This window comes from Spirochaeta isovalerica (genome assembly GCF_014207565.1).
In the GTDB taxonomy this organism is placed as follows: Bacteria; Spirochaetota; Spirochaetia; order DSM-2461; family DSM-2461; genus Spirochaeta_F; species Spirochaeta_F isovalerica.
Genome location: NZ_JACHGJ010000005.1, coordinates 238,715 through 261,641, shown reverse-complemented (window position 1 = coordinate 261,641; position 22,927 = coordinate 238,715). Strand labels below are relative to the sequence as shown.

The following is a 22,927-nucleotide window of genomic DNA, read 5'->3' as shown; positions in this document are numbered from 1 at the left end:
CAATTTACTGATAATCCGCTTATACTTCCCTTATGTACATACTTATTCCGGGCAGACACCATGTGGTGACCAATTTTCAGTTTCAGTATCTCTACCGGTTCATTCACACTCAGATGGAAGCGGAACAGGACAGAAGAGGGCGGGCGCTTCCCGTCTCTGAAATTGAGGGGATCATTTTCGCCGTAACATCGGCCAACCATGAAGGGACGAGGCGGAACCCCCTGTCCTATGCTCACAGGGCTATGGCCATCCAGGAATTTTCCCACGATCTTACTGTTCCCGTTTACTGCTATCCCATTACCGATATCGGATTCAGAAGCGATTTCGCCTCCTATACGATCAAAAGCATTCTTCATCAGGCCGATGATTTTTTTGACCTGTCTCCGGAAAACTGCATCGTTGCCTGCTCGACAGATGTCGGAGATCTGTATGAAGAGTTGGGATATTCCGTGTTCGGCGCTGAACGGAATGTGGCAGCCAATCCCTGGGAACTGATTGAACGCATTGCGGCAATCCCTCATTGGAGCTCGGACCGGATTATTCTCGATGAAATCCATCCCGCTTCATACCGGATTCTCAAGCAGTATAATCTCGGAGGGAGAATCCAGTTTCTTTTTTCCGATCCCATCGCCTCCGATGACGGAGACATTACCGATACGAGGGATTACGCCAGTTATGTCCGGCAGATGGATGAGAATACCCATATCAAGTGGAAAGATGTCGCCTCTTTTGTCCAGCCCGGGCGGATCGGCGATATCGGCTGCGCCACAGGAAGCTGGCTCAGGCACGCCACCGAGGAGCCGAGGCTCAATGAATCGGATTTTTACGGCGTCGAATTGACAAGACAGCTTCACGATATCTGCATTCAGCGGAAAAACAACGGAGAATTCGCCAATCCCAATATCTGGTTTGCCCGGAAGAACGCCGTAACGGGTCTGGTTTTCACTCCGGGGTCAATGAATACAATTCATTCCAGTTCCCTGACCCATGAAATCGAATCCTACGGTTCCCATGAGGAACTGCTCCGCTTTATCAAGAACAGATTTGATGAGCTGAAGCCCGGCGGCATCTGGATAAACCGCGATGTAGTCGGTCCGGAGGAAAAGGACCGCATCGTGCTTATGAAGCTGAATAGGACAGATCATTCAGGAGATTCTTCTCTGACTGAGCTTTCCACTTACGAGCGCTTTTTCCGTTTTGCCATGGATTTCCGGAAGGAAGAGGGATACTCCCTGTCCTGGGATGAAGTTCCGGTGGGAGATGAGGACTACATCAAACTCCGCTATGAAGATGCCGCCGAATTTCTGCTGACAAAAGATTATACAGACAACTGGGAGAGCGAGATGCATGAGCGCTTCTGCTTCTGGAGCTATTCCCAATGGATCGGGGCTCTGAAAGGGGCGGGTTTTGAAATAGACAGCCGTTCGAAAGTTTTTACCAATCCGTGGATTGCGGAAAACAGGTTCAAAGGTAAAGTTGAACTGTATCGGGAAGATCATGAGCCGATGGATTATCCGCCGACGAATTTTATTGCCGTAGCCAGAAAACCTATGTAGATCTTTTCCCTTTCAGGAATATGAGTATTCCCGCAGTGAAGATCAGAACATATCCTCCCAGACTCATCAGATCGGGTAATTCCGCAAAGAACAATATGCCCAGTAAACTTGCGAAGACAATCTGTGAATACTGATAGATGGATATCTCTCCGGCCGGTGCATACTTGTAAGAAGCTGTCAGCATGAATTGGCCCCCCGCGGCCATGACTCCGGCCCCCAGAAGGTAGAAAAGCTGTTCCAAAGTCGGCACAACTGCTTCAATGAAAAGAACGGGAAGACAAGCCAGAGTGGAGAAGAGTGAAAAAATAAAGACGATAGTGAAACTGCTTTCCCTGCCGCCGAGGTAGCTGACCATTGTGTAAGCCAGACCGGCGAAAACAGCGGATAGAGTTCCGATCAGGGCCGGAACCGTTGAGGAAAATTGAAAACCCGGTTTAATGATCAGAGCCGAACCGCCCAATGCCAGAGCCAGCGCCCCCAGCTGAAAAGCCCGTATTCTGTTTTTAAGAAAGATGCGCGCGAACAGGATAACGAAAAAGGGACTCAGTTTGTTCAGCATCGATGAATCGGCCAGTATGAGATGATCAATGCTGTAGAAATAAAGGATGATGCCTATCGCCCCTGCGAGGATGTTCAACTGACGCCGGAGATAACGCGCTCCAGTTTCGCTTCTATATCTCCGGCGATACCTTTCAGGCCGGGGTTCTCGATCATCGACATGGCTATGGAGGGGCGGATCGCCGAAACAAATGTTTTACCCGCCTTTTCATAGACAATGACATTGCAGGGAAGCATCAGCCCTATTTCGATTTCCGCATTGAGAGCTTTGTCGGCATTGGGCGGATTGCAGGCTCCGAGGATGACATAGTTGTCTCTGTCCACATCCAGCTTTTTCTTCAGGGTCGCTTTTATATCTATTTCGGTCAGGACACCGAACCCTTCTTTCTTCAGTTCTTCTTTTACCTTTTCCAGCGCTTCGGAAAAATCGAGCTTTGTTTCTCTGCTTATACTGTACATAAACTATCTCCTTGTATTAGATTTAATATAATTATAGTTTGCCTATATAGTAAATAATATATGTAATTGTTTTTCCGAAGTCCCGGACCGGCCTGATTCAGATCTCCCCCTACAGGTCGCACTGAAGCTGCTTCGCTTCTCTTTTGAAAATCTTCTTCGTCATGCAGACGATCCAGTTCCAGTGGAGCACGAAATGGAAGAAAACTCCGGCTGCCATGATCAGGCTGGACCAGTTGTGGATCTCTTTCCAGGTGTATTTCCCGAAGAGGATAATAGATTGGTTAAACCGGGGATTCCTTCCCCCCATGTAACCGCTGTCGGCATTAAAGAGGAGTATGGCCCCCGATGCTAACGAGATTATAAACCCTATTGCGATCAGGGCATCGACCAGATAATTCAACTTCGCTTTGTTCGCTTTCATATATCAACCTCCATCATTGATGCTTACAATTTAAAGGAGAAATCTGAATGAACTGAGAATGAAGTGTGTGGTGTTTGTGAATGGGTCAGTCTTTCATAAATTTCAGTGAACAATGAATAAACTGACAGCTCTGGAGATTTTCCTTTTAATTCGACATAATGGAAATGAGAGCAAATATTGTTCTCGATGCCGCCTTGATAAGTGACTGGATTTCCAGACTGATTTTGCTGGACCCCGGTATCATAGATGATGGAAATCCCGAATTTCTCAAATACCTCTTCTTTCCCTTAACGAGAATTTCAGCAAAGCTGTTCAGAGACAGCGATTTCAGAATGGCTTCATTCAAAGGCTCCTACTACAAACCGGAGCAGATTACGCAGGCCGATGTTGACGCCTATATGGTAGCCAGCCGCACGGAAAATTTCGTAAACGCCATGGTGTCCATGCTGAAAAATTATACGGATCCCGATGAGCTGTCTTCCGTCGGGCAGGTCCGTCAGCCCGTTCTGCTGCTCTGGGGGGAGTTTGACAGGGGCAATCCACCGGAAAACGGTTATATTCTGGAAAAAGAGTTTCAGAATGCCGAGCTGCATATAATACCCGGTTCAGGACATTACATTCATGAGGAACAGCCGGAAATGACATCCCGGCTGATCCTCGACTTTCTGAAAAACTAAAAAGAAGGTCAATGTAAAATCTGATACAGAAAACCCGACAGAGCGGCGCTTGCCATCGTCGTTAGCAGGTAAACCGCAAAGACCCTATGGCGGACAATCCCGAAAACCGCTGCCATGGCGGGAATGGTTGTCGTCGCTCCGCCTATCAGAAAAGCCAGTGCGGCACCGGGATTCATCCCCTGTTTCAACAATCCGCCCGTCAGTCCCAGCGCAGATATATTGGTCGTATAAAGCGGTATTCCGATTAAAGTCGAAAGCGGGATGGAATATCTGTTGTGCTGCCCCAGCAAGCCTATTATCCACTGCTGCGGTACATAGAGGACGATAAGAGCCTCCAGAAAAAAAGCCAGAGTCATAAACTTGATGATCATAATAATCGCTTTTCCCGATTCTCCTGCGGCGCTTTTAAGTAAAACCTTCCGGTTCGTTGATTTCGCTTCCGCAGCACAGCTGTTTTCATGGCATGACGGCGCTGATTCAGAGCAGCTTGTAGCTGAACAGTTGCCGGTTGAGCATGAAGTCTCTGAGCAGGTTCCGCCACCAACCGGAGTTGACTCAATAGCGGAAGCTCTGAGAACAGAACGGCTCAGCCAGCCGTTTCTCATGAGAAAATACACTGCATATCCCCCTGCCAGACTCATGGCAAAAGTCGCTCCAAGCCTCCATACTGCCAGGTCCATTCCCAGTCTGGACACGCTGAGAAAGAAAACCTCCGGATCCATGGAAGGAGAGGCAAGCCAGAAGGACATGACAGGTGCCAGAGGAACGCCTCCTATGAGCAGCGAGGTGATTACGGGAATGACTCCGCAGGAACAGAATGGGCTGAACGCTCCGATAGCCGCAGCAAGGAAAATAGCCATTAGCGGTTTTGCTGAGAAAGCTCTGCCGATATAACGGGAAATCCCCGAGACATTGATTATTACGGCCAGAGGTATGGTCAGCAGAAGATATGGCCAGGAATGGGAATAGGCGGAAAGCATGAACGATCCGATATTCTTAATAATTTCAAACATTGTAACTCCTTTAGATCGTAAAAATACGATTAAATAAAATAAAAAAAAACAAAGGGCAATCAGAAAATTTCCCCGATAACTTGTCTGTACCATTTCAGCGTTTCATCATTCAGACTGTAGCAGCTTTTCACTCCCGAGCTTTCCAGGGAAATCAATCCGCACTCTTTCAGAACCTTCAGATGCTGAGATGTCGTTGCCTGGGCTATGGGCAGGCTTTCCACAATATCTCCGGTTATGCATCCGGGGTGAGTGAGAAGGTATTTGAGAATGGCGAACCTGATGGGATTTCCCAGCGCTTTGGAAATGGCTATCAGCCGTTCCTGCTCAGCGCCATCTATATTGAGGGAGCAGCAGGCAGTTGAATTGCTCATTGTTTCAAAATCCATAGAACCTCTAATCTTTTTTAACATCGTAAATATACGATAAATATAATGGTCTATTATATTTTCGTCAATCAATAAAAGAAGGTTTGGAAAAAACTATTTAAACTATATCTTTCGGGGTGTATTCTTAGCATACCCTATATAAAGAAGGAAAACATGTCAGAATTTAAAACCGGACTTACTTATGAAACAAAACGGATTGTCGCGGATTCCGATACAGCGGCTCAGTTCGGCAGCGGAGGCATTGCTGTTTTCGCCACGCCCATGATGGTCGGAATCATGGAAAACGCGGCTATGAATTGCGTCGGTCCTTATCTCGAAGAAGGGCAGACCACCGTCGGAACTCATCTTGATGTGAAACATCTTGCCGCAACCCCTGTGGGAATGGAAGTACGGGCTCGTGCCGAATTACTTGAAATTGATGGAAGAAGACTGCGCTTTAAAGTGGAAGCTTTTGATCAGAAGGAAAAGATCGGGGAAGGCTTTCATGAGCGTTTTATCATAAATACAGATAAATTCTTAAAAAAAATAGCGGAGAAAGCTCAGTCCAGCTGAGCGGATAGCCATTTCCTGGCCGATTCTTCATTGTCAAAAAACCGGAATGTCTCACCGGCTTTCCGGTATATCTCCGAGATGTGATGCTTCCCGAAATCGGCGCTTCCGCTGTCATAAAGGACAAGTGCCGATGCTGTCCGTCCGTTTTTTTTGTCTTTTTTGACAGCTTCGATCAGTACATTTGCGGCATCGGGCGTATGGATAGCCTGGCCGTTCAGCAGAGCCAGTAAACCCCATTTCAAGCCGTATAGTTTTTTATGGCTTCTTGTCGCATCATCGCCTGATTTTATGATGGATTCCATATTCCACGGTCCGGTCCCTGTCATTATCATCAGGTTGCCTTCGACCGAGAAATGAAGCTCGCCATGGGGGTAGAAAATGGCCTTATCATTCATAGAGATATTTTAGTATCAATAGCAGAACAATACAATCCGGTAAAGCCCTTTCTATTTCACCGATTCCCCGCTTTCTTCAACAGTAAAAAAGTTATGGAAAACATAATCAGAAGCAGGACGAGGTAAGCCGGCGCAACGATAAAGGCAACTCTCAGTCCGGCATAGTCACCGATAACACCCATCAGCAGAGTCGCTGTTGAAAAACCGGGCACGCCGAAGCAGGAAAGAAGAATCATCATCATCGTTGGATCGATGGGGATTCTTTTCGCCGCATAGCTTTGAATTGACGGCCATAATGGCGCCATGGAGAAACCCATAAATACCATAAACAGAAAGAGAAGATATATATTTGCAATCTTTACAAATATAAGTCCGAACAAAAGTGATAGAAGCGAAGAAATGACCAGGATTTTTCCCAATCCCAAACGGTCAGCTGCTTTAGCCGCAGTCAGCCGGCCGATTATCATGCCGAGGGCAAAACTGGCCAAACCGAAACCTCCCGATCGGGGGAGAGTCCCGAATTCCAGCTGGATATAACTGGCCGTCCAGTAGGAAAAGCCCCCTTCAGCCCCGCCGGCGAAAAACAGCGCCATACCCATAAACCAGAAAACCGGCGTTTTCAATATGAGCCAAAGCTCTTTCAAATGGGCTCCCGAAGGTTTGAACGGTACGTATTTATTGGATGGATATATAACAGTCAAGGTGAGAAAAAGGATGCCCAGAACGATAAAGGGAGCTCTCCAGCTGATACCCCGGCTAAGCAACTCTCCGATGAGCAGAACCGATATTAACGTCCCTATGGGCCAGAATGCGTGCAGCTGGTTCATCTTTTTCCCGCTGTCTCCGGGATGAAGATCCTCGCAGAGAGGCGTCAGCAATGCTTCATGAAATCCTCCGGCAAAACTCAATGAAAGAAGAACGGCGAGCGCTGTCATGTAGGAATTGACCGTTGAGAAAACGATGAGAGACAGGCCGGAAATAATTACCGCTGTCCGTATCAATGGAATTTTATGAAACCGCGACGCGAAAAGGCTTGATGCCAGCAAAACCAGAAACTGAAGGATCGAGGGAATAAAGCTAAGTGTTCCCGCCTGTGTGAAGGTCAGTCCGAGTTCCTCTTTAATCATTACAAGACTGATGGGGATGATAAAAGTGGATGATGAGTAGATCAGCAAGTTCAGGCGGGATGCCCAATCTGTTCTGACAATAACTTTATTTTGGATATTCATTGTCTTTCTCTATTTCATTTAGAATCTTTTTGCAAGTGGTTTATCCCGATGTATTGGGAGTTTGATTAACAGCTCTTAAACCATGCCGTTGTTAATCACTTTTGCAGCTTTCTTGTAATCAGATAGCTTACAACAAGAAAAATAGCCGATCCTGCCAGGGCCAGGAGAACTCCGCCGAACTGGAAAAGCAGTCCCGACATCAGGGTTCCGATCAGTCTCCCCGTCGCATTGGCCATATAGTAGAATCCCACATTGGCTGCCGCTTTATCCCCATGGGCATAATCGAGAACAAGAAACGAGTGTACCGAAGAGTTAAGGGCGAAGACAAAGCCGAAAATTACCAAACCGATTGTAATAGTCAAAGCCGGACCAATGCTGAAGGCGAAAAGGAAGGTGATTGCGATCATGATAAGGGCAAGGAGCATGGAGACATTGGTCGCCGCTGTTCCCGTGGGGGCCTGACCCTTTGTCCAGAATTTGAGGATAAGCGGAGCGGATCCCTGGATGATCCCATAGCCGATGACCCACAGAGCCATAAATCCCCCGACCTCTACATGGCTCCAGCCGAAAACAGCGGTGAAATAGACGGGGAGCGCCACGACGAACCAGATATCCCGTGAGGCAAAGAGAAAGACTCTGGCACCGGAAAGAAGTTTGAGCTTATCACTGATGTCAAAGAGCTTTTTAAAATCCATCTTGTTTTTTGTCTCGCCGATGCTTTGCGGCAGAGATGTCAGCGAGAGAATGAGAACGATAATGATCAGAGCGGCCAGTATCCACAAGCCATATCGGAATCCGACGGTCTGGAGGAGAAAACCTCCGACGAAAAACCCGAGGCCTTTAATCGTATTCTTCGATCCGGTCAGCAGGGAAACCCATTTGAATAGCGATGAGCTTCTGTCGGCGGGAACCAGAAATTTGACGGCTGTTTTGGAGCTCATTTTCGTCAGGTCTTTGCCGATTCCCGAAAAGGCCTGGATAATCATAACGAAGGGAATGGCAAAAAGGGGAGGCCAGCTGCTCTGCATAAAGGATAGAGTGATCAGGGCTAACGGTTGTATCATCAGCCCCAGGATAAGCGTGTATTTCAATCCCTTCGCCTGGGCCAGCCATCCGCCCATAAGATTGGTGATGATTCCGAAGATCTCATAAAAGAGGAAAAGGAAAGCCAGGGTCACCGGCGAGTAACCCAGCTGGTTGAAGTAGAGGAGGACCAGCATTCGCAGGGCTCCATCTGTCAGCATAAACGCCCAGTAGGACCCTGTTACAATAGCGAAACCGTTAATTAAGACTTTCTTGGCCATGATTTATCCCGAATATTCCCAGTTCTGTGCAATATCATTGAGGATATTTACTTTTCATGGATTTGGCAATTCTGACCAGGCTCAGCATAACGGGCACTTCGACTAGTACTCCCACGACGGTAGCAAGAGTGGCTCCGGAGGACAGACCGAACAAACTGATGGAGACCGCTACTGCCAGCTCAAAGAAATTGGAAGCTCCGATCATCCCGGAAGGAGCCGCGATTCCGTATGGTACCTTCCACAATCTGGACCAGCTGAATCCGATGAAGAAAATGAAATAGGTCTGAATAATCAGAGGAATGGCTATAAGCAATATGGCAAGTGGATTCGACAGTATGGTTTCGCCCTGAAAGGAGAAAATGATAACCAGCGTGAGCAGAAGACCGGCTTCGGTTATGCCGTCAAATTTCCTGCAGAATACATTTTCGAACCAATCCCGCCCCCGGCTTTTTATGAGGATGTTCCGCGTAACAAAACCGGCTGAGAGAGGAATGACAACAAAGAGTACGACTGATATAAACAGCGTGTCCATGGGAACCTGAACATCGCTTACGCCCAGGAGGAACGCCACGATCGGAGCGAATGCCAGAAGAATGATAAGATCGTTGATTGCTACCTGAACGACCGTGTAGCCCGGATCGCCGTCGGAGAGATAACTCCAGACAAAAACCATGGCTGTGCAGGGAGCGGCTCCCAGTAATACGGCGCCGGCGATATAGTCCGTCGCCAGGTCCGCGGGGATAAAAGCTTTGAAGACTATTTTCAGGAAAAACCAGGCAATAAGGTACATGGTGAAGGGTTTGATGAGCCAGTTGACCACCAGGGTTACAATCAATCCCTTCGGTTTTTTTCCCGCGTTCATTATGCTTGTGAAGTCGACTTTCAACATCATGGGAAAAATCATCAGCCAGATAAGAACCGCTACGGGAATCGAGACTCTGGCATATTCGAGCCTGCCGAGAGTCTTCGGCACGGAAGGAAGCAGAACTCCGATAAGAACGCCGAGTCCGATGCAGATAATGACCCAAACCGTCAGGTATTTGGCAAAAAAACCGATTTTCTTTTCAGCCATAATAGCTCCTTGCTGTCTTTATATCCCGAGTTGTTTTCTTCTGTTTGTCAGAACGGTTCCTTCCGCGCAAGCCGCCAGATCCAGTACGCAGGGCGCCGTAAGCGTATATTCCACCCTGGTGCCGGTTTTCGAGTCGTCGACAAGGCCCGCTTCCTTCAGTTGGGAGAGGTGTTTTGAGGCCGCGGATTTGGGAATGCCGGCTTCAGCCGCCAATTCGCAGACGCACCACGGTTTCTCTCTCAGCTTTTCAAGAAAAAAAATTCTCATGGGGTGAGCCAGAGCTTTAAACATATGAGACCGTCTTTCTGCTCTTATCCGCTCATCTTCTGTAATCATTCTATAAATGTTGCCATATTTGGAAACAATGTCAAGGATTGACTTGACAAATATGTTTCAAAGTTTCTAAATTAAGAAACCAATGAAATATTGAGGAGACTGTTGTGAAAATTCAGATATTAGGCGGAGGATGCGCCAAGTGCAAGCTTCTTGAAGAAAAAGCCAGAGAAGCGGTGAGCGAACTGGAAATAGAAGCAGAGATTGTAAAAGTAACCGATATGGATGAAATTATGGAAATGGGTGTAATGATGACGCCGGCGCTGGCCATCGATGACGATGTCAAATCTTCGGGAAAAGTTTTGACCAAAGACCAGGTCATCGAAGTTCTCAAGAGTCATCAGTAATGGCCAATAAGGATATTTCGCCCAATAGAGCTTTAGGGATAACTTTCCTGGTCTTCCTCGGAGCCTATTTTATTCCCTTTGATACGCCAAAGATTTCAGGCGCGGTTCAGGAAGCTTTTCTCATGCTCTCCGATTATGCCAGACAGCATGTGCTTCTCTGTCTGGTTCCCGCTATGTTCATCGCCGGTGCTGTCACTGTTTTTCTCAATCAGCAGGCCGTTATCAGGTATCTCGGTCCGAAGGCACCCAAGAGGGTTTCCTATGGAGTCGCTTCCGTATCGGGGGCCATACTGGCCGTCTGTTCCTGCACGGTTCTGCCGCTTTTTAAAGGCATATACAAGAAAGGGGCCGGACTGGGCCCGGCCATCAGTTTTCTCTATTCGGGCCCGGCCATAAATATCCTGGCCATTGTTCTTTCCTATAAGGTATTCGGCTGGCAGCTGGGTCTGGCGAGAATGGTCGGAGCTGTTTTGTTTTCCATAATAATCGGCCTGCTGATGCATCTGATTTTCAAAAAGGAAGACGAAGCCCGTCTGGCCGATGAACGGATGTTTAAATATCAGGAATCGGGCGATGAGAAATCGCTCGGGCAGATGGCCATCTATATGTTTTCCATGATCGGAATCCTCGTTTTTGTTAACTGGGCCAATTCAGAGGGGGGAAGCGACCTCTGGGATCTCATTTACAGGAGCAAATACTGGATTACCGGAGCCTTTGCTGTTGCGCTTGTTTATTCCCTTATGCGGTGGTTCTCGGGAGATGAACTGAAAACCTGGCTGACCGAAACAAGAGATTTTTCTCTTCAGATTTTTCCCTATCTCTTCTTCGGCGTTCTCGTTGCAGGCTTTCTGCTCGGCCGGCCGGGTCACGATGCCCTGATTCCCACTCAATGGGTCGCTTCCTTAGTCGGAGGGAATTCTCTCCTGTCAAACTTTATCGCTTCCATATCGGGAGCCTTCATGTATTTTGCCACATTGACGGAAGTCCCCATCCTTCAGGGATTGATCGGAGCCGGAATGGGTCAGGGGCCTGCACTGGCTCTTCTGCTGGCGGGACCTTCATTGTCCCTGCCGTCCATGCTTGTCATCGGAGGAGAGCTGGGGCTGAAGAAAACAGCTGTTTATGTTCTTCTCGTCGTATCGCTTTCAACCCTGGCCGGGTTGTTATTCGGAATTCTTATTTAGGAGTAAATGAATTTGAAAGATAAAAGAAATATTATGCTGCTCACTCTGGGAATGCTGGCGTTCCTGACCAATGGAGACAATTATGCGGCGGCTCCCCTGCTGCTGAATATATCCCGGGACCTCGGCCTGGAGATGCAGCAGGCGGCCTTGTCGGTTACAGCTTATATGCTGTCATTCGGGTTTTTCACTCTGATTTTCGGCCCTTTGTCCGACCGGTTCGGCAAGGTCAAGATTATCCGCATCGCCGCATTCGGTACGGCTGTTTTCAGCATAATCGGCGGCTTCGCTTTCAACCTGCCCAGCCTGATCGTCTTCAGAAGTTTCAACGGTGCCTTCGGGGCGGGTATTTTTCCCGTAACGATGGCTCTGGTCGGTCAGTCTTATAATGACAGGGAACGACAGGGAGCTCTGGGAAAAGTCATGGGCCTTATGTTTCTGGGAGGAGCTACCGCGACAGCTCTCGGAGGAATCATATCTTACTTCGGATCCTGGAGACTGGTTTACATCATTTATGGAATCGGAGAGCTGGTTATCGCCTTCCTGATTCTGAAGATTCTTGAAAAAGACAAAGGCGTTGTGGAAAAATTGAATTTTATCAAAGCTTACAGAACACCTTTATCCAATTACCGTTTTATGAGACTGGTTCTTGTTATCTTCTTTGTAGGATTCACAGTTTTCGGCAGCTTTACCTATTCCGGCAAGCTTCTGCAATCCCTGACGGGCTTTACAGTCCTCAAGGTCGGGCTGATTCTTTCTTTCTTCGGATTGGGAACCGTTTTCGGCGGAAGAATTGCTCCGATAGCCAGAGGTCTCTTAAAACACGGATTTCTGGTTACGGCGGGAATTCTCGGTTTTGCCGGATTATATGCTCTGTCTGCCCTGAATAATGTGTATCTCCTATCGATGGCTTTATTCGGTTTCGGTATCGCTTTTATCTTCCTGCAGTCTACACTGGTTGCAACCGCTCAGGCTAAATTGCCGACCATGCGGGGAACGGCCATGTCGCTGGCATCCTTTAATATGTTTGTCGGTGGAGCTGTGGGTACGGCCGTAAACGGAAGAATCATGGCGGCTGGCAGCATCGATTCCATTTTCTTTTATGCTTCATTTATTATTTTTGTCGTTGGAATCATCGCCGCGGTCTTTATCGCCCGTTTTGAAATGAGACAGCGCAAAGCGAAGCAGCAGGAATGAATCCATAACGGCAGCTTGTGATTCCGGAACATCAATAGGCTGCCGGTTTCGCGATAGAATTTGCAGGACTGAATAGTTTTTACTACCATTGAAATCATAGGGAGATCCTTCATGAAACCGGTTCTGATTCTGTTCGTCCTGTTTTTATTGTTAGCCCCCACTGGAGTTTTCGCTGACAAAGACAGAGAGGAGAAAATTCTTATATACTCCACAAATCCATTATACCCCCCATATGACTGGGCTGTTGATGAGAACACTTTTGCCGGGGCGGCCGTAGAACTGCTGGAAAGAGTCATTCCCCCGGGAGTGATGTTGCAACCGGCCGTATTCCCCTGGAAAAGAGCCATGCTTCTCGCAGAAAATGGTGAAATCGATTTGCTTATGCCATTGAGAATCACTCCCGAGAGATCCGAATATCTGAATTTTCTGCCTAATAGAGCTTTCCGCAATCCCATTGTCGTATTCAAATTAAAAAGAAGAGACATTTCCCTGTCAGAGTTTTCAGATTTGAAGCCCTATGTCGGCGGAGTCAGCCGCGGAGACACCTTCGGGGGCGGATTTGATGAATACTGGAGAAGCGAACTGACCATGGAAGTGGCCGACACGATGGCTCAGAATTTCAGAAAGCTCGAATTCGGTAGAATCGATTATTTTGTAACCGGTTATTATACGGGGATGACATATCTGAAGAAAAACAATCTGGACTTAAACATTGAAGCCATGGATTATAAGATATCAGATGTTTTCATTCATTTCGGATTCAGTAAAATGTACAGAGATGAGGCCGTCATGAATTATATTAATGATCAACTGGGAGAGCTCAACTCGACAGGAGAGACAGATAGTCTCTTAATGAAATATATTGACGTCTATAACGAGAATGAAAATGAATATCTGCCGTAATTTCATTAACTCTACAATGTGCTTTTTTCTGATGATGAAATGAGAAATATCCATGATATCAGTCGTCTCAGAGTTCATCTCATACTTACGGTACAGTGATTAAAGGAAACTATGTCGTTCCGGGATAAGATCAGAGTGATTCGAGACGATGGATTTCCGAAATAAACTTTTTGGTCTCTTTAGAAAGTTTTCTCCCGATTGAGAACAGCATTTCGGTTAAAAACCGATAGCCCTCTTTTGAAGATAAGTTGTCGATATCGTCTCTTGTTATTTCATAGAGTTCCGTCTCTCCCTGTGCAACGACAGTCAGTGCAGAAGGGCCTGGATTTAAAAAAGTCGTCTCTCCGAAGTAAGTTCCCGGCGAATACTTTGTAAGTACCTTATAGGACTTCTCCCCATTGTAAAGCCTCTGTTCAGCAAATCCCCTGGTAACAAGAAAAAGAGATCCGCTGTATTCTCCATTACTAATGATGATATCTCTATCAGAATACTTTTTCTGAATGGATATATTTCTTACTGCTTTTTTTTCATGTTCGTTCATCCCATCCCACAAATCATTCTCTTCCAGGTTTACCGGGGAGGAAGAATTATATTCCTGGTCTTTATACTCGGATTTTAAAATTATGTTTTCTGCATATTCAAGGGCCCGGGCTGTTGAATGGAATATCTCAGTTATCTTTTCTTTTTTGCTTTCTACCTGAGCAAAGGCTTTTTTCATCTTCCTTCCAAAACCCAAATGCTTATGAAGGTGTGTAAAAACAATTTCTGTTCCGTTTTTCTCAGCTATATCTACTAACTGCATAAGTAGAACGACTCCGCTCATATCGATAGAGAGGACTCTTCTGAAGTGAAGGATAATGATTTTCTTTCCTTCCATCCTTTTTAAAATACTTCTATATAGGCGGTCTGTTGTCGCAAAAAACAAATCACCCTGAAGCTCGATCAGAAGTCCCTTATCTCCGTGTTCCTGTAGTATCCTTCTGTGTCTCTCGCTCCACTTTCGAGGGGATGGGTATTCCGAGAGAGTGGTCTGCCGTCTGATAAGCGATCTTTTAATACCTTTTCTGAAATAGGTGATGACGGAAAAAGCCATTCCAATAGCAACAGCTTTTGTTACATCGAGAAGAAGAGTCGCCGTAATAACGATAATGGCATTGACTGCATCTGCTCTGGTGTATTTTCCCTTGATCCAATGGATAATATTGAGATTGATCATATTCAGACCGATAAAAATAATCACTCCGGAAAGAGCGGAAAGCGGAAGAAAAACTCCTACACCCCTGCCGAACAATGTCATTAAGAGGATAATCAGTGCTGCGAAGAGAGGACTCCATCGTCTTCCTCCTGCCATGGTATTGGCCAGAGTGGACCCTTTCGTACCTCCTCCTCCGACACCGCCAACGATTCCAATAAGCATTTGTGCAATTCCCTGTGCCACTAGTTCCTTTCTGGCATTATGTCGCATAGTAGTCTGAGAATCTGCAACCAGAGCTGTGAGAAGACAGTCAATCATAACGAGAATAGAAAGAGCCAGGGCAGAAGAAATTATCAGCTCCCAGGGAAGATTCAGAAGATCTATACCATGGAATCGTCCGAGAATCTCGCCAAAGTCCATCGCCGGTAAAGCTCCCATAACCCATTCGGGATCAGGATCTTCTACGAAGAGCATTAAAATATCATAGAATAAAACTCCGGATATAAGACCCATCAGTATGTCCGGTAACCGGGGAGTAAACTTTTTGAAGAGGAAAATCATTAATAGAGTGAGTCCTGCAACAAATAATGGGATAAAATCAACAGGATTACTCATTCCAGTTGGGATTATCTCTTTTATCTGAGATTTTATCATCAGAATGCCGATTGCAGTGATCATACTTGCCACAACGGGAAAGGGGATCAGCTTAATCAGTTCTCCCCCTTTTAGAAGACCGAATGCAACTTGGAAAAGTCCGGTAAAGAAGAGAACTGCACTGAGAATTATCAGCATCTCATGAGGAGCATAGTGGTTTGACTGACCTATGACTAAACCCGAAAGAAGAATGGTGACAGGACCATTGGGGGCGCTGATCATTCCAATCGTAGCTCCAGCTAGTCCCGATGACACCAGTAGTATCAGGGCTCCTATAAGCCCGGCCATTGCTCCGGCTGAAGCATTAAATCCCATTGTGGTAAAAAGAAGAACACTCAAACCAATAGTTTGGGGTAGTACGGCTATAGCACCGGATAGCCCTCCGGAAAAATCCTTAACTAATGAGGAATACTTATCTTTCAATGGATAACTCTCCTTTTCTATAACCGTGTCAAACATATTAAAACATACAAGGGGTAATTATCCTCTTTTCATTTTGATTTTAATATGATGATTTAACATTAACGTTCACTATTGCCTTTTACAAATTATGCAAGAATAATGCCATATTATTTGAGATGGTTTACTTGTTTAATTTGTTATATGGCAATGAAATATTGTCATATTTGCAGTTGTGAATAGCTTTATATCATTTTAGTGCTAATAAATTGTACAAGGTATGTACAGTAACTTTACATTAAGAGCAGGACATCGTGAAGATTCGGCTACGAAAGTGCAAGCCGTTCACACATCTCTCACGACTTCATTTTTCAGTTATTTGCATAATATGTTACATATGTTACAGAAATGAACAGAACCCTCCCATATATTTAAAGCATGAGATTATATGAAAAATTGGCAGCAGAGTATAAAGATATTTTCCCCTCATCCCGGGAGAAGGTGGATTTTATTGAAAATTTCCTGAAAGAGGGAGAGCTCCAGCGAATCCTTGATATCGGGTGCGCCAGTGGAGAATTCGCCTGTCAATTATCCTCAGCTTCAAGAAAGATAACTGGTATTGACCTCGATCCTTTTATGATTGAGGAGGCAAAGGCTCAGTCCCCTCCAGAATCTGATATAACCATTCATTTCGAACAAGCGGAAATGCTCCGGTTTTTATCCGATTCAGCTCCGGACCGATTTGATTTGGTCAGCTGCCTGGGCAATACAATTGTTTATCTCGATGGTGAGCCTGAATTGAATGAATTTCTTTGTTCTGCAAAGAAGGCTCTAAAAAAACAGGGGTCACTGATAATCCAAATTCTGAATTACAGTAATCCGGTGATAGTCCCCGGATTTACATTCCCGAGAGCTGAGACCGGAAATATTGAATTCAAAAGAGAATATGTCTCCCTGGAGGATCCAGGTGAATTGGGATTTAAAACCTATGTTAAAGATAAATCTACCGGGGAGACCGGTACGGATTTACACCGGCACAATCTTTTCTCAAGCAGCAGGATAGCTCAAATGGCAAAGGATATCGGTTTTGTAAATACACATATATTCGGTGGTTATGACGGGAAAGAATGTGAAAAATCAGATTTCTTTCATCTTTTAGTATTAGAGAAATAAAGGAGGATATCCGTGGGAGAAGCTATAGGAAATAATAAAATCAAAGAGGAAAAGCTCAGAGACATTGTGCGGGACCTCAATGAAGGCTCTGATATCCGTAAAGTGAAAAAGCGGTTTGATAAACTGATTCGCCATATCAGTCCTGAAGAGATAGCCAGTGTAGAGCAATCTCTCATAAATGAAGGTGTTCCTGTCGAGCATGTGCAGAAGCTCTGTGATATTCATGTCCAGGTTTTCGACGATGCCCTTAAAAAACAGGGGAAATCCAAAGTTCTTCCCGGTCATCCTGTCCACACTTACCGGCTTGAGAATAAAGAACTGAAGAAGAGATTAAGAGGCCTGAAACAATCAATAAAATCTGATTTTCTGTCAAAGTTAAAAGATGTAAAGTTGATAGAGCTTCATTATGTCAGAAAGGAGAATCAGCTTTTTCCTTTCCTGGAAACGGTCGGTTTTACTGGCCCTTCGAAGGTTATGTGGGGCAAACATGATGAAATAAGAGCTTTATTCAGAAAAATTGAAGAAGACTATAATAAGGGAGACCACTCTGCTGTTAAGAAAGAGACAAGCTCTCTCATCAAGGCTCTAAGAAATATGGTTTTTATGGAAGAGAAAATCCTTTTCCCAACCTCAATCAGAAAACTGCCTCCTCAGGCATGGTCTGCCATAAGAAAAGGCGAATCAGCCATTGGTTACTGCTGGATCGAACCGGGAAATCTCTGGGATGCCAATATTGTCGGCAGCACAGTCTCAGAATCGGCTCCTGTTCAAGTCTCTGAAGAACTGCGGAACGGAGATGATAAGATTTCACTTGATACAGGAGCATTGTCAGCAGCCCAGATAAACCTCCTGCTTAAAAATCTCCCCTTTGATATGACATATGTGGATGAGAATGACAAAGTCGCTTATTACTCAGAAGGCAAGGAGAGAATCTTCCCCAGAAGTCCCGGCATCATCGGGCGGGAAGTGGCTAATTGTCATCCTCCCAAAAGTGTCCATGTGGTTGAGAAGATTGTTGAAGCCCTTAAAAAAGGAGAAAAAGATCAGGCAGAATTCTGGATTAAGATGAATGGAATGTTTATTCATATCCGGTATTTCCCGATTTTTGATGAACTGGGTCAATACAGAGGGATAATTGAAGTCAGTCAGGAAGTTTCCGGGATTCGGGCACTTGAAGGCGAACGCCGGTTATTGGACTGGTAATGGATCCATATAACACTATTGCATTGGTTGAATATATACAGATTCTCCATAAAGGTAAGCTGGATAAATCTCTTTTTGCCGTGTTTGAAGAGGAGCTGAAGAGCTGTTCCGCTCAGGAAGTCAATATTGCTATTGAAAATCTCATAATCCGGTATAAAGATGTTGAAGAAATAGAGAATACGGTTGCCAAATGTATCAGAGCTGCGGCTTTCGGATTGGATAATCAGATAAAACCGGAATATCCTGCTGACTCCATCTTTTATATTCTGGATAGGGAGAATCGAGCTATCGAGGCTCTATTGAGCAATCTGAAAAAAAACTACCTTTCAGCTTTACCGGGTCTGAGAGAAAGCAGACAGGAGATGAAAAAACTATTCGCAACAGAGCTGGAAAAAATTGAAACTATAAAAAAGCATTACCTGAAATTGCAATATGGAGTTTTCTCCGCTTTGGAAGCTGAAGGGGCTCCAACCAGGTGCATCCAATTAATGTGGCATCTGGAAGACACTATCTGGCCCAGGCTAAAAGACAGTCTGGATATGCTATACGGGAAGGATTGGGATTTTAACCGGTTTAACAAAGCATATGGTCAAATGTATTATCTGTTGGGATCTCTGGTTTTCCGGGAGGATAGAATACTCTATCCCGTCGCATTTCAATACTTATCTGAAGACATTCAGAGAAGATTGTTACTCGATGTCGAGTCATTTGGAACGGTCCCGGAGAATTTCTAAAGTGATGAAGAATAACGGGACGGAAACGGCCGGGTTTCTGTCAGTTGAGATGAGTAAGCTTCGGGAAAATTATATAAAATGTGCCAGATGTCACTGTTTTTGAACTCAAAATGGCTTAACCGGAAAAGCAGAGGCCCGAATGAAAGAATAAACATGTTTTATAATCAGGTGGGCAATCGAAATCCTTGCACTTGCTGTTTTATTGTATTGACCATTAACCATAAACTGCAAAATATAAGAATAAATCTCCTGAAATCCTTTCCAATAGATGGAGCAGATATTTTATCCTTGTTCTGTTTCTCTCTGATATGGTCCTGATAATACTATTCCATATCAAAGTAAATCTTCTATATTTTTTCAAATTGAAACTGAAATTCTAGTTCTTTACTTGACTGTGTTGTAACAACACTCCTTATGTTGGTATTAAGGAGTAAATATGCAGCATACACCGGACATGCATAAAGTCTATTTCAAAAAATATGCTAATCCCATGATTGTCAGATCGATTTTGTCACAAATCATGTATACCGCAGACAGATTCATCGCAGGAATTTTTATCGGTGCAGGCGCTTTGGCTGCAACAACCCTGATCAGCCCTCTTTTATTCTTCACAGCGGCTTTAGCGTCTCTTTTCATAGGAGGTTTGGGTGCCTACATCGGGCTGCTTATCGGTAGAGGGGAAAGTGCGAGAGCAGGGCGGCTTGCCAGCGGAACATTAATTCTTATGGCAGCCCTCGGAATACTGCTGATGATGCCGCCCCTGCTGTTTCCCGGAGAGATAGCCCGGTTGCTCGGCGCTTCAGGCAGCTTCTTTCCCATGGCGAAATCCTATTTACAGGTCCTGGCCCTTTCATTTCCCATTATGCTGCTTTCAAGAGGACTTGATGTCCTGATTTTGAACGACGAAAGCCCAAAGTACAGTTTTACTGTTAATATGGTCGGCTCCGTTTCCAATCTGCTGCTCAACTTTACCGCAGTGGCTATTCTTGATGCAGGAGTCGGGGGGCTTGCATGGGCTACTGTCATCAGTTCCGCTCTGGAACTGTCATCAGGAGCGTACTACTTTCTGAAAAAAGCGCGTATCCTGAAATTGAGAAAGCCTGAAATCCAGTTGAAAAGCACTTTGAGAATCCTTTACAACGGATTGAGTGATTTTTCAATGATGATAGTCGAGTCCTTGATGGTATATATTGTTAACAGGGCCTTCATCCTTTATCTTTCAGAAGAACACTTCAAAGCTTTCGCCACTATTAATATCATCGTGACGCTCTTTTACAGCATATATATGGGGGCAACTATGGGGCTGCAGCCCGTGCTCTCCCGCATGACCGGCGAAGGCGATTTCCGGAGTCTGAAAAATGTCCTCCGGTACTCCATTAAAAAGACGACTCTCTACGGCATTGCTGCATACACTCTTATCCTACCGATTATTGTGCCGATACTGAAGCTATTCCTTCAGGGAGATATTCTGCTGGAGTACGGCCGTTTTTTCTACCTGACCATCGGAGGAGCGACTCTATTATCAAATCTGCCTCTTCAGGCGACTATCTTTTATACAGCTATAAATAGACCTCTGGAATCGGCAGCAATCTCCATTATCAGAACACTCATCCTCATTCCTTTGTTTACCATCTTCTTTGTAAAAAACTATTTCGCTCCGGGAGTAGCCCTAGGCTTAGCTGCTTCGGATATCATATTGATCATATTGCTATACATATTTATGAAAAAGCAGGATTTCTCCAGGATTAAAATACTAGATTAGAAAGAAGGGGACATTATGAAACGGACAAAGCTGATTAAAAGTGAAGTAATAAAGATATTCAATACAACTAAAGAAACCCTGCGTCATTATGAAAATCTGGGCTTAATAGAACCGCAGGTGGATGCGCAGAACTACCGTTACTATGATTTTAAGGAAATCCGGAAATTGCGGCAGATTTTCTATCTGAGGGAAATGGAAATACCCCTCGGTCAAATAAAGGCCCTGGAGAGCGGCGATGTTTCCCCTGAGGATTTTACCTCATTGCTTTCGGAACATCACACTATTTTGAAAGAAAAGCTGGATCGGCAACTGCGGCTGCTGAGGGAAACAGAACAACTGATCTATCTCCTTAAGGACCGTTCATTTATGCGGTCCTACAGTATCGGCCATTTCGACGAAAGAAGCTATTACCTTATTGATGTTCCCGAACCAGATGCTGTTCCCTCCATGAAAAAATACTATGATCTGTGCAGTTCCCTCATAGAGAAGGGGATGTATTCTGAGCGAACATTCATATTGATCTATCCCTTCGATAATCTCGCTGATCCGGTTCAGATGGACAGCCGGCAGGGTATGGAAATGTCAGGGCCACATAACCGGGACAGTGATAATATTCTACAATTTCCCGCAGGGGATTATCTCTCCGTTTTTTATATCTACAGGGACGGGGGGCAGTTGGAATTAAGAGAGCTTCACCGTGATATCGAAACTTACCTTGAAGAAAATCAATTTGAGAGGATCGGCGACACTGTGCTTGAGATTGAGCACCCCGAGCTTTCGATTATTCTCGATGAGAGTATGAACATATATGAACTTCAGGTAAAGGTTAGGAGAAAAGGGGGCAAAGATGAGTGAGTCAGTAATTCCGGAACTCTATAAGCGGTATTTCATCGATAAACAGGATGAACGAAGAACGCTGTTTAAAAAACTTGCCGATAAATATAAGCCGGGGAAAGGGATATATCCCGGAAGCTTCACACACATTACCCCCTCTTTCTACATCCCGGATATGACATATGTCGATTCTGATAAAAGAATTGCCCGGTTTTTCCGGGATCCCCATGTTCTGGCATTTCTGGAACAGAACAAAAACTATCAGGGGGCCGTTAAGTTCCATGGAATACAAGCTGATTTCTCGCACCCCCTGAATGTCCCCGATAAAAGTTTTGATATAATGTTCTCATTTTATGCAGGACTCATTTCTCAGGACTGTAAGAGGTATTTAAAAGACGGAGGGATTCTTGTCTGCAACAACAGTCATGGCGACGCCAGCATTGCCTATGTCGATACAGACTATAAGCTTGAGGCTGTCGTAAATCGGCGGGGAGATGACTTTACTATCTCTCAAATGAGTCTTGATCAGTTCTTTCAAAAACGAGATGGAACATCTATCGATCGTGAGAAGGTAAAACAGAAGCTTATAGGAGAGAATTTTACAAAGAAAGCCTATGCCTACATTTTCCGGTATCGAAATCCCTGGACATAGCTTTGTCCGTTTATCGATACCCGGATGGCTGGGAAACAGATCAATCATAGATTTCTGATAGTTTAAATTAAAGGGTTCAAATGGCAAAGGATATCGGCTTTGTAAATGCATATATAATCGATGCGGAGCCTTATGGTAATATCCATGAATAAGATTGGAAGATGGAAGGATGATAAAACTGATTCATTTTGATTCGGCTTGATCCTTCAATCAGGAAAGGTGATGAAAAAAATACTATTAATGACAGTTGGAAATATTTCACTCTCTCTCGGAATTGCCGGTATCTTTTTACCGGTGTTGCCGACGACTCCTTTTCTTCTCCTGTCAGCCGCATGTTATGTCAGGAGCTCAAAAAAGCTTTATTTGTGGTTGATTCATCATAGGTTTCTCGGACTTTATATTCGTTCTTTTATTCAATATAAGGCTATTTCGTTGAGAGCAAAAATTGTATCCGTCTCAGCTTTGTGGATTGTCATGTTATCAACGATTTTTTTCTTTATCAGTTTCCTCTGGTTGAGGGTTCTGTTGTTCTGCATTGGTATCGGCGTGACAGTTTATCTCATGCACTATAGAACGTTAACAGATGAAATGAAGAGCGAAATGAAGAAAGGTGAACCGGGAAATTCCTAGTTATCACACAGGATAAATATTCTCTTCAGAATCATTCTGGCCAGGAATGCCAATCATGTTAATTCATAAATATTTATAAGCATATGCTAAATATATAGGTTATACTTT

Annotated in this window: 25 protein-coding genes; 14 read left to right on the top strand and 11 right to left on the bottom strand. The window is 44.9% G+C overall.

The features are described 5' to 3' along the window. The first annotated feature begins 32 nt into the window (after positions 1-32). Positions 33-1,556, top strand: a complete 1,524-nt coding sequence (locus HNR50_RS14210; RefSeq protein ID WP_184747433.1) for a class I SAM-dependent methyltransferase — start codon at positions 33-35, stop codon at positions 1,554-1,556. On the opposite strand, the gene HNR50_RS14205 is transcribed toward HNR50_RS14210, so the two are convergent. The 3 genes from HNR50_RS14205 to HNR50_RS14195 form a co-directional block, all read right to left on the bottom strand. Then, positions 1,549-2,193 carry a DMT family transporter gene (locus HNR50_RS14205; RefSeq protein ID WP_184747432.1) on the bottom strand — a complete coding sequence of 215 codons (645 nt, stop codon included), beginning with the start codon at positions 2,191-2,193 and terminating at the stop codon, positions 1,549-1,551. The genes HNR50_RS14210 and HNR50_RS14205 overlap by 8 nt on opposite strands. Beyond that, entirely contained in the window at positions 2,190-2,573 is a 384-nt protein-coding gene (locus tag HNR50_RS14200; RefSeq protein ID WP_184747431.1) for a DUF302 domain-containing protein, read from the bottom strand. Before HNR50_RS14200 ends, HNR50_RS14205 begins: the two co-directional genes overlap by 4 nt. A gap of 109 nt (positions 2,574-2,682) precedes the next feature. Further along, positions 2,683-2,994 carry a DUF4405 domain-containing protein gene (locus tag HNR50_RS14195; RefSeq protein WP_184747430.1) on the bottom strand — a complete coding sequence of 104 codons (312 nt, stop codon included), beginning with the start codon at positions 2,992-2,994 and terminating at the stop codon, positions 2,683-2,685. Between the two features lie 158 nt (positions 2,995-3,152). On the opposite strand from HNR50_RS14195, the gene HNR50_RS14190 reads away from it, so the two are divergent. After that, on the top strand, positions 3,153-3,671 hold the full coding sequence (locus tag HNR50_RS14190) for an alpha/beta fold hydrolase (RefSeq protein ID WP_184747429.1): 519 nt from the start codon (positions 3,153-3,155) through the stop codon (positions 3,669-3,671). Between the two features lie 8 nt (positions 3,672-3,679). Here the strand turns inward: HNR50_RS14190 and HNR50_RS14185 are convergent, their stop codons facing one another. Beyond that, positions 3,680-4,684, bottom strand: coding sequence for a permease (locus tag HNR50_RS14185; protein ID WP_184747428.1), 1,005 nt, complete (start codon positions 4,682-4,684; stop codon positions 3,680-3,682). Between the two features lie 59 nt (positions 4,685-4,743). Further along, complete coding sequence (locus HNR50_RS14180) at positions 4,744-5,070, bottom strand: ArsR/SmtB family transcription factor (protein ID WP_221439887.1); 327 nt, start codon at positions 5,068-5,070, stop codon at positions 4,744-4,746. A gap of 153 nt (positions 5,071-5,223) precedes the next feature. On the opposite strand from HNR50_RS14180, the gene HNR50_RS14175 reads away from it, so the two are divergent. Continuing rightward, positions 5,224-5,622: a thioesterase family protein gene (locus tag HNR50_RS14175; RefSeq protein WP_184747427.1), complete on the top strand. Its 399-nt coding sequence runs from the start codon at positions 5,224-5,226 to the stop codon at positions 5,620-5,622. Here the strand turns inward: HNR50_RS14175 and HNR50_RS14170 are convergent. The 5 genes from HNR50_RS14170 to HNR50_RS14150 all read right to left on the bottom strand — a co-directional run bounded on the left by HNR50_RS14170 (position 5,610) and on the right by HNR50_RS14150 (position 9,958). Further along, positions 5,610-6,017: a hypothetical protein gene (locus HNR50_RS14170; RefSeq protein ID WP_184747426.1), complete on the bottom strand. Its 408-nt coding sequence runs from the start codon at positions 6,015-6,017 to the stop codon at positions 5,610-5,612. The two genes, HNR50_RS14175 and HNR50_RS14170, sit on opposite strands and share 13 nt — an antisense overlap. 56 nt (positions 6,018-6,073) lie before the next feature. Next, complete coding sequence (locus tag HNR50_RS14165) at positions 6,074-7,246, bottom strand: MFS transporter (protein WP_184747425.1); 1,173 nt, start codon at positions 7,244-7,246, stop codon at positions 6,074-6,076. 95 nt (positions 7,247-7,341) lie between these two features. Then, entirely contained in the window at positions 7,342-8,550 is a 1,209-nt protein-coding gene (gene arsJ, locus HNR50_RS14160; protein WP_184747424.1) for an organoarsenical effux MFS transporter ArsJ, read from the bottom strand. Positions 8,551-8,584: 34 nt separating this feature from the next. Next, positions 8,585-9,622: an ACR3 family arsenite efflux transporter gene (gene arsB, locus HNR50_RS14155; RefSeq protein ID WP_184747423.1), complete on the bottom strand. Its 1,038-nt coding sequence runs from the start codon at positions 9,620-9,622 to the stop codon at positions 8,585-8,587. Positions 9,623-9,640: 18 nt separating this feature from the next. Further along, positions 9,641-9,958 carry an ArsR/SmtB family transcription factor gene (locus HNR50_RS14150; protein WP_184747422.1) on the bottom strand — a complete coding sequence of 106 codons (318 nt, stop codon included), beginning with the start codon at positions 9,956-9,958 and terminating at the stop codon, positions 9,641-9,643. A gap of 104 nt (positions 9,959-10,062) precedes the next feature. Between HNR50_RS14150 and HNR50_RS14145 the strand changes: the two genes are divergently transcribed. The 4 genes from HNR50_RS14145 (at position 10,063) to HNR50_RS14130 (ending at position 13,583) form a co-directional block, all read left to right on the top strand. Then, entirely contained in the window at positions 10,063-10,302 is a 240-nt protein-coding gene (locus tag HNR50_RS14145; protein ID WP_184747421.1) for an MTH895/ArsE family thioredoxin-like protein, read from the top strand. Further along, on the top strand, positions 10,302-11,486 hold the full coding sequence (locus tag HNR50_RS14140) for a permease (protein ID WP_184747420.1): 1,185 nt from the start codon (positions 10,302-10,304) through the stop codon (positions 11,484-11,486). Before HNR50_RS14145 ends, HNR50_RS14140 begins: the two co-directional genes overlap by 1 nt. A 12-nt stretch (positions 11,487-11,498) precedes the next feature. Continuing rightward, a complete protein-coding gene (locus tag HNR50_RS14135) occupies positions 11,499-12,680 on the top strand; it encodes an MFS transporter (protein ID WP_184747419.1) in 1,182 nt (393 codons plus the stop codon). 111 nt (positions 12,681-12,791) lie between these two features. Then, a complete protein-coding gene (locus HNR50_RS14130; protein WP_184747418.1) occupies positions 12,792-13,583 on the top strand; it encodes a substrate-binding periplasmic protein in 792 nt (263 codons plus the stop codon). A 130-nt stretch (positions 13,584-13,713) separates the two neighbouring features. Here HNR50_RS14130 and HNR50_RS14125 read toward each other — a convergent pair whose 3' ends face one another. Then, on the bottom strand, positions 13,714-15,855 hold the full coding sequence (locus HNR50_RS14125) for an SLC26A/SulP transporter family protein (RefSeq protein ID WP_184747417.1): 2,142 nt from the start codon (positions 15,853-15,855) through the stop codon (positions 13,714-13,716). 414 nt (positions 15,856-16,269) lie between these two features. Here HNR50_RS14125 and HNR50_RS14120 point away from each other — a divergent pair, with 414 nt between their 5' ends. The 7 genes from HNR50_RS14120 to HNR50_RS14090 all read left to right on the top strand — a co-directional run bounded on the left by HNR50_RS14120 (position 16,270) and on the right by HNR50_RS14090 (position 22,819). After that, complete coding sequence (locus tag HNR50_RS14120) at positions 16,270-17,004, top strand: class I SAM-dependent methyltransferase (protein WP_184747416.1); 735 nt, start codon at positions 16,270-16,272, stop codon at positions 17,002-17,004. Between the two features lie 12 nt (positions 17,005-17,016). After that, complete coding sequence (locus HNR50_RS22750; RefSeq protein WP_184747415.1) at positions 17,017-18,207, top strand: DUF438 domain-containing protein; 1,191 nt, start codon at positions 17,017-17,019, stop codon at positions 18,205-18,207. Then, a complete protein-coding gene (locus HNR50_RS14110) occupies positions 18,207-18,941 on the top strand; it encodes a hypothetical protein (RefSeq protein ID WP_184747414.1) in 735 nt (244 codons plus the stop codon). The genes HNR50_RS22750 and HNR50_RS14110 overlap by 1 nt, the downstream gene beginning before the upstream one ends. Before the next feature lie 436 nt (positions 18,942-19,377). Continuing rightward, entirely contained in the window at positions 19,378-20,703 is a 1,326-nt protein-coding gene (locus tag HNR50_RS14105; protein WP_184747413.1) for an MATE family efflux transporter, read from the top strand. A 15-nt stretch (positions 20,704-20,718) separates the two neighbouring features. Then, a complete protein-coding gene (locus HNR50_RS14100) occupies positions 20,719-21,558 on the top strand; it encodes a MerR family transcriptional regulator (RefSeq protein WP_184747412.1) in 840 nt (279 codons plus the stop codon). Further along, positions 21,551-22,189 (top strand): class I SAM-dependent methyltransferase, encoded by a 639-nt coding sequence (locus tag HNR50_RS14095; RefSeq protein WP_184747411.1) that lies wholly within the window; start codon positions 21,551-21,553, stop codon positions 22,187-22,189. Before HNR50_RS14100 ends, HNR50_RS14095 begins: the two co-directional genes overlap by 8 nt. Before the next feature lie 222 nt (positions 22,190-22,411). Beyond that, on the top strand, positions 22,412-22,819 hold the full coding sequence (locus HNR50_RS14090) for a YbaN family protein (protein WP_184747410.1): 408 nt from the start codon (positions 22,412-22,414) through the stop codon (positions 22,817-22,819). Positions 22,820-22,927: the final 108 nt, after the last annotated feature.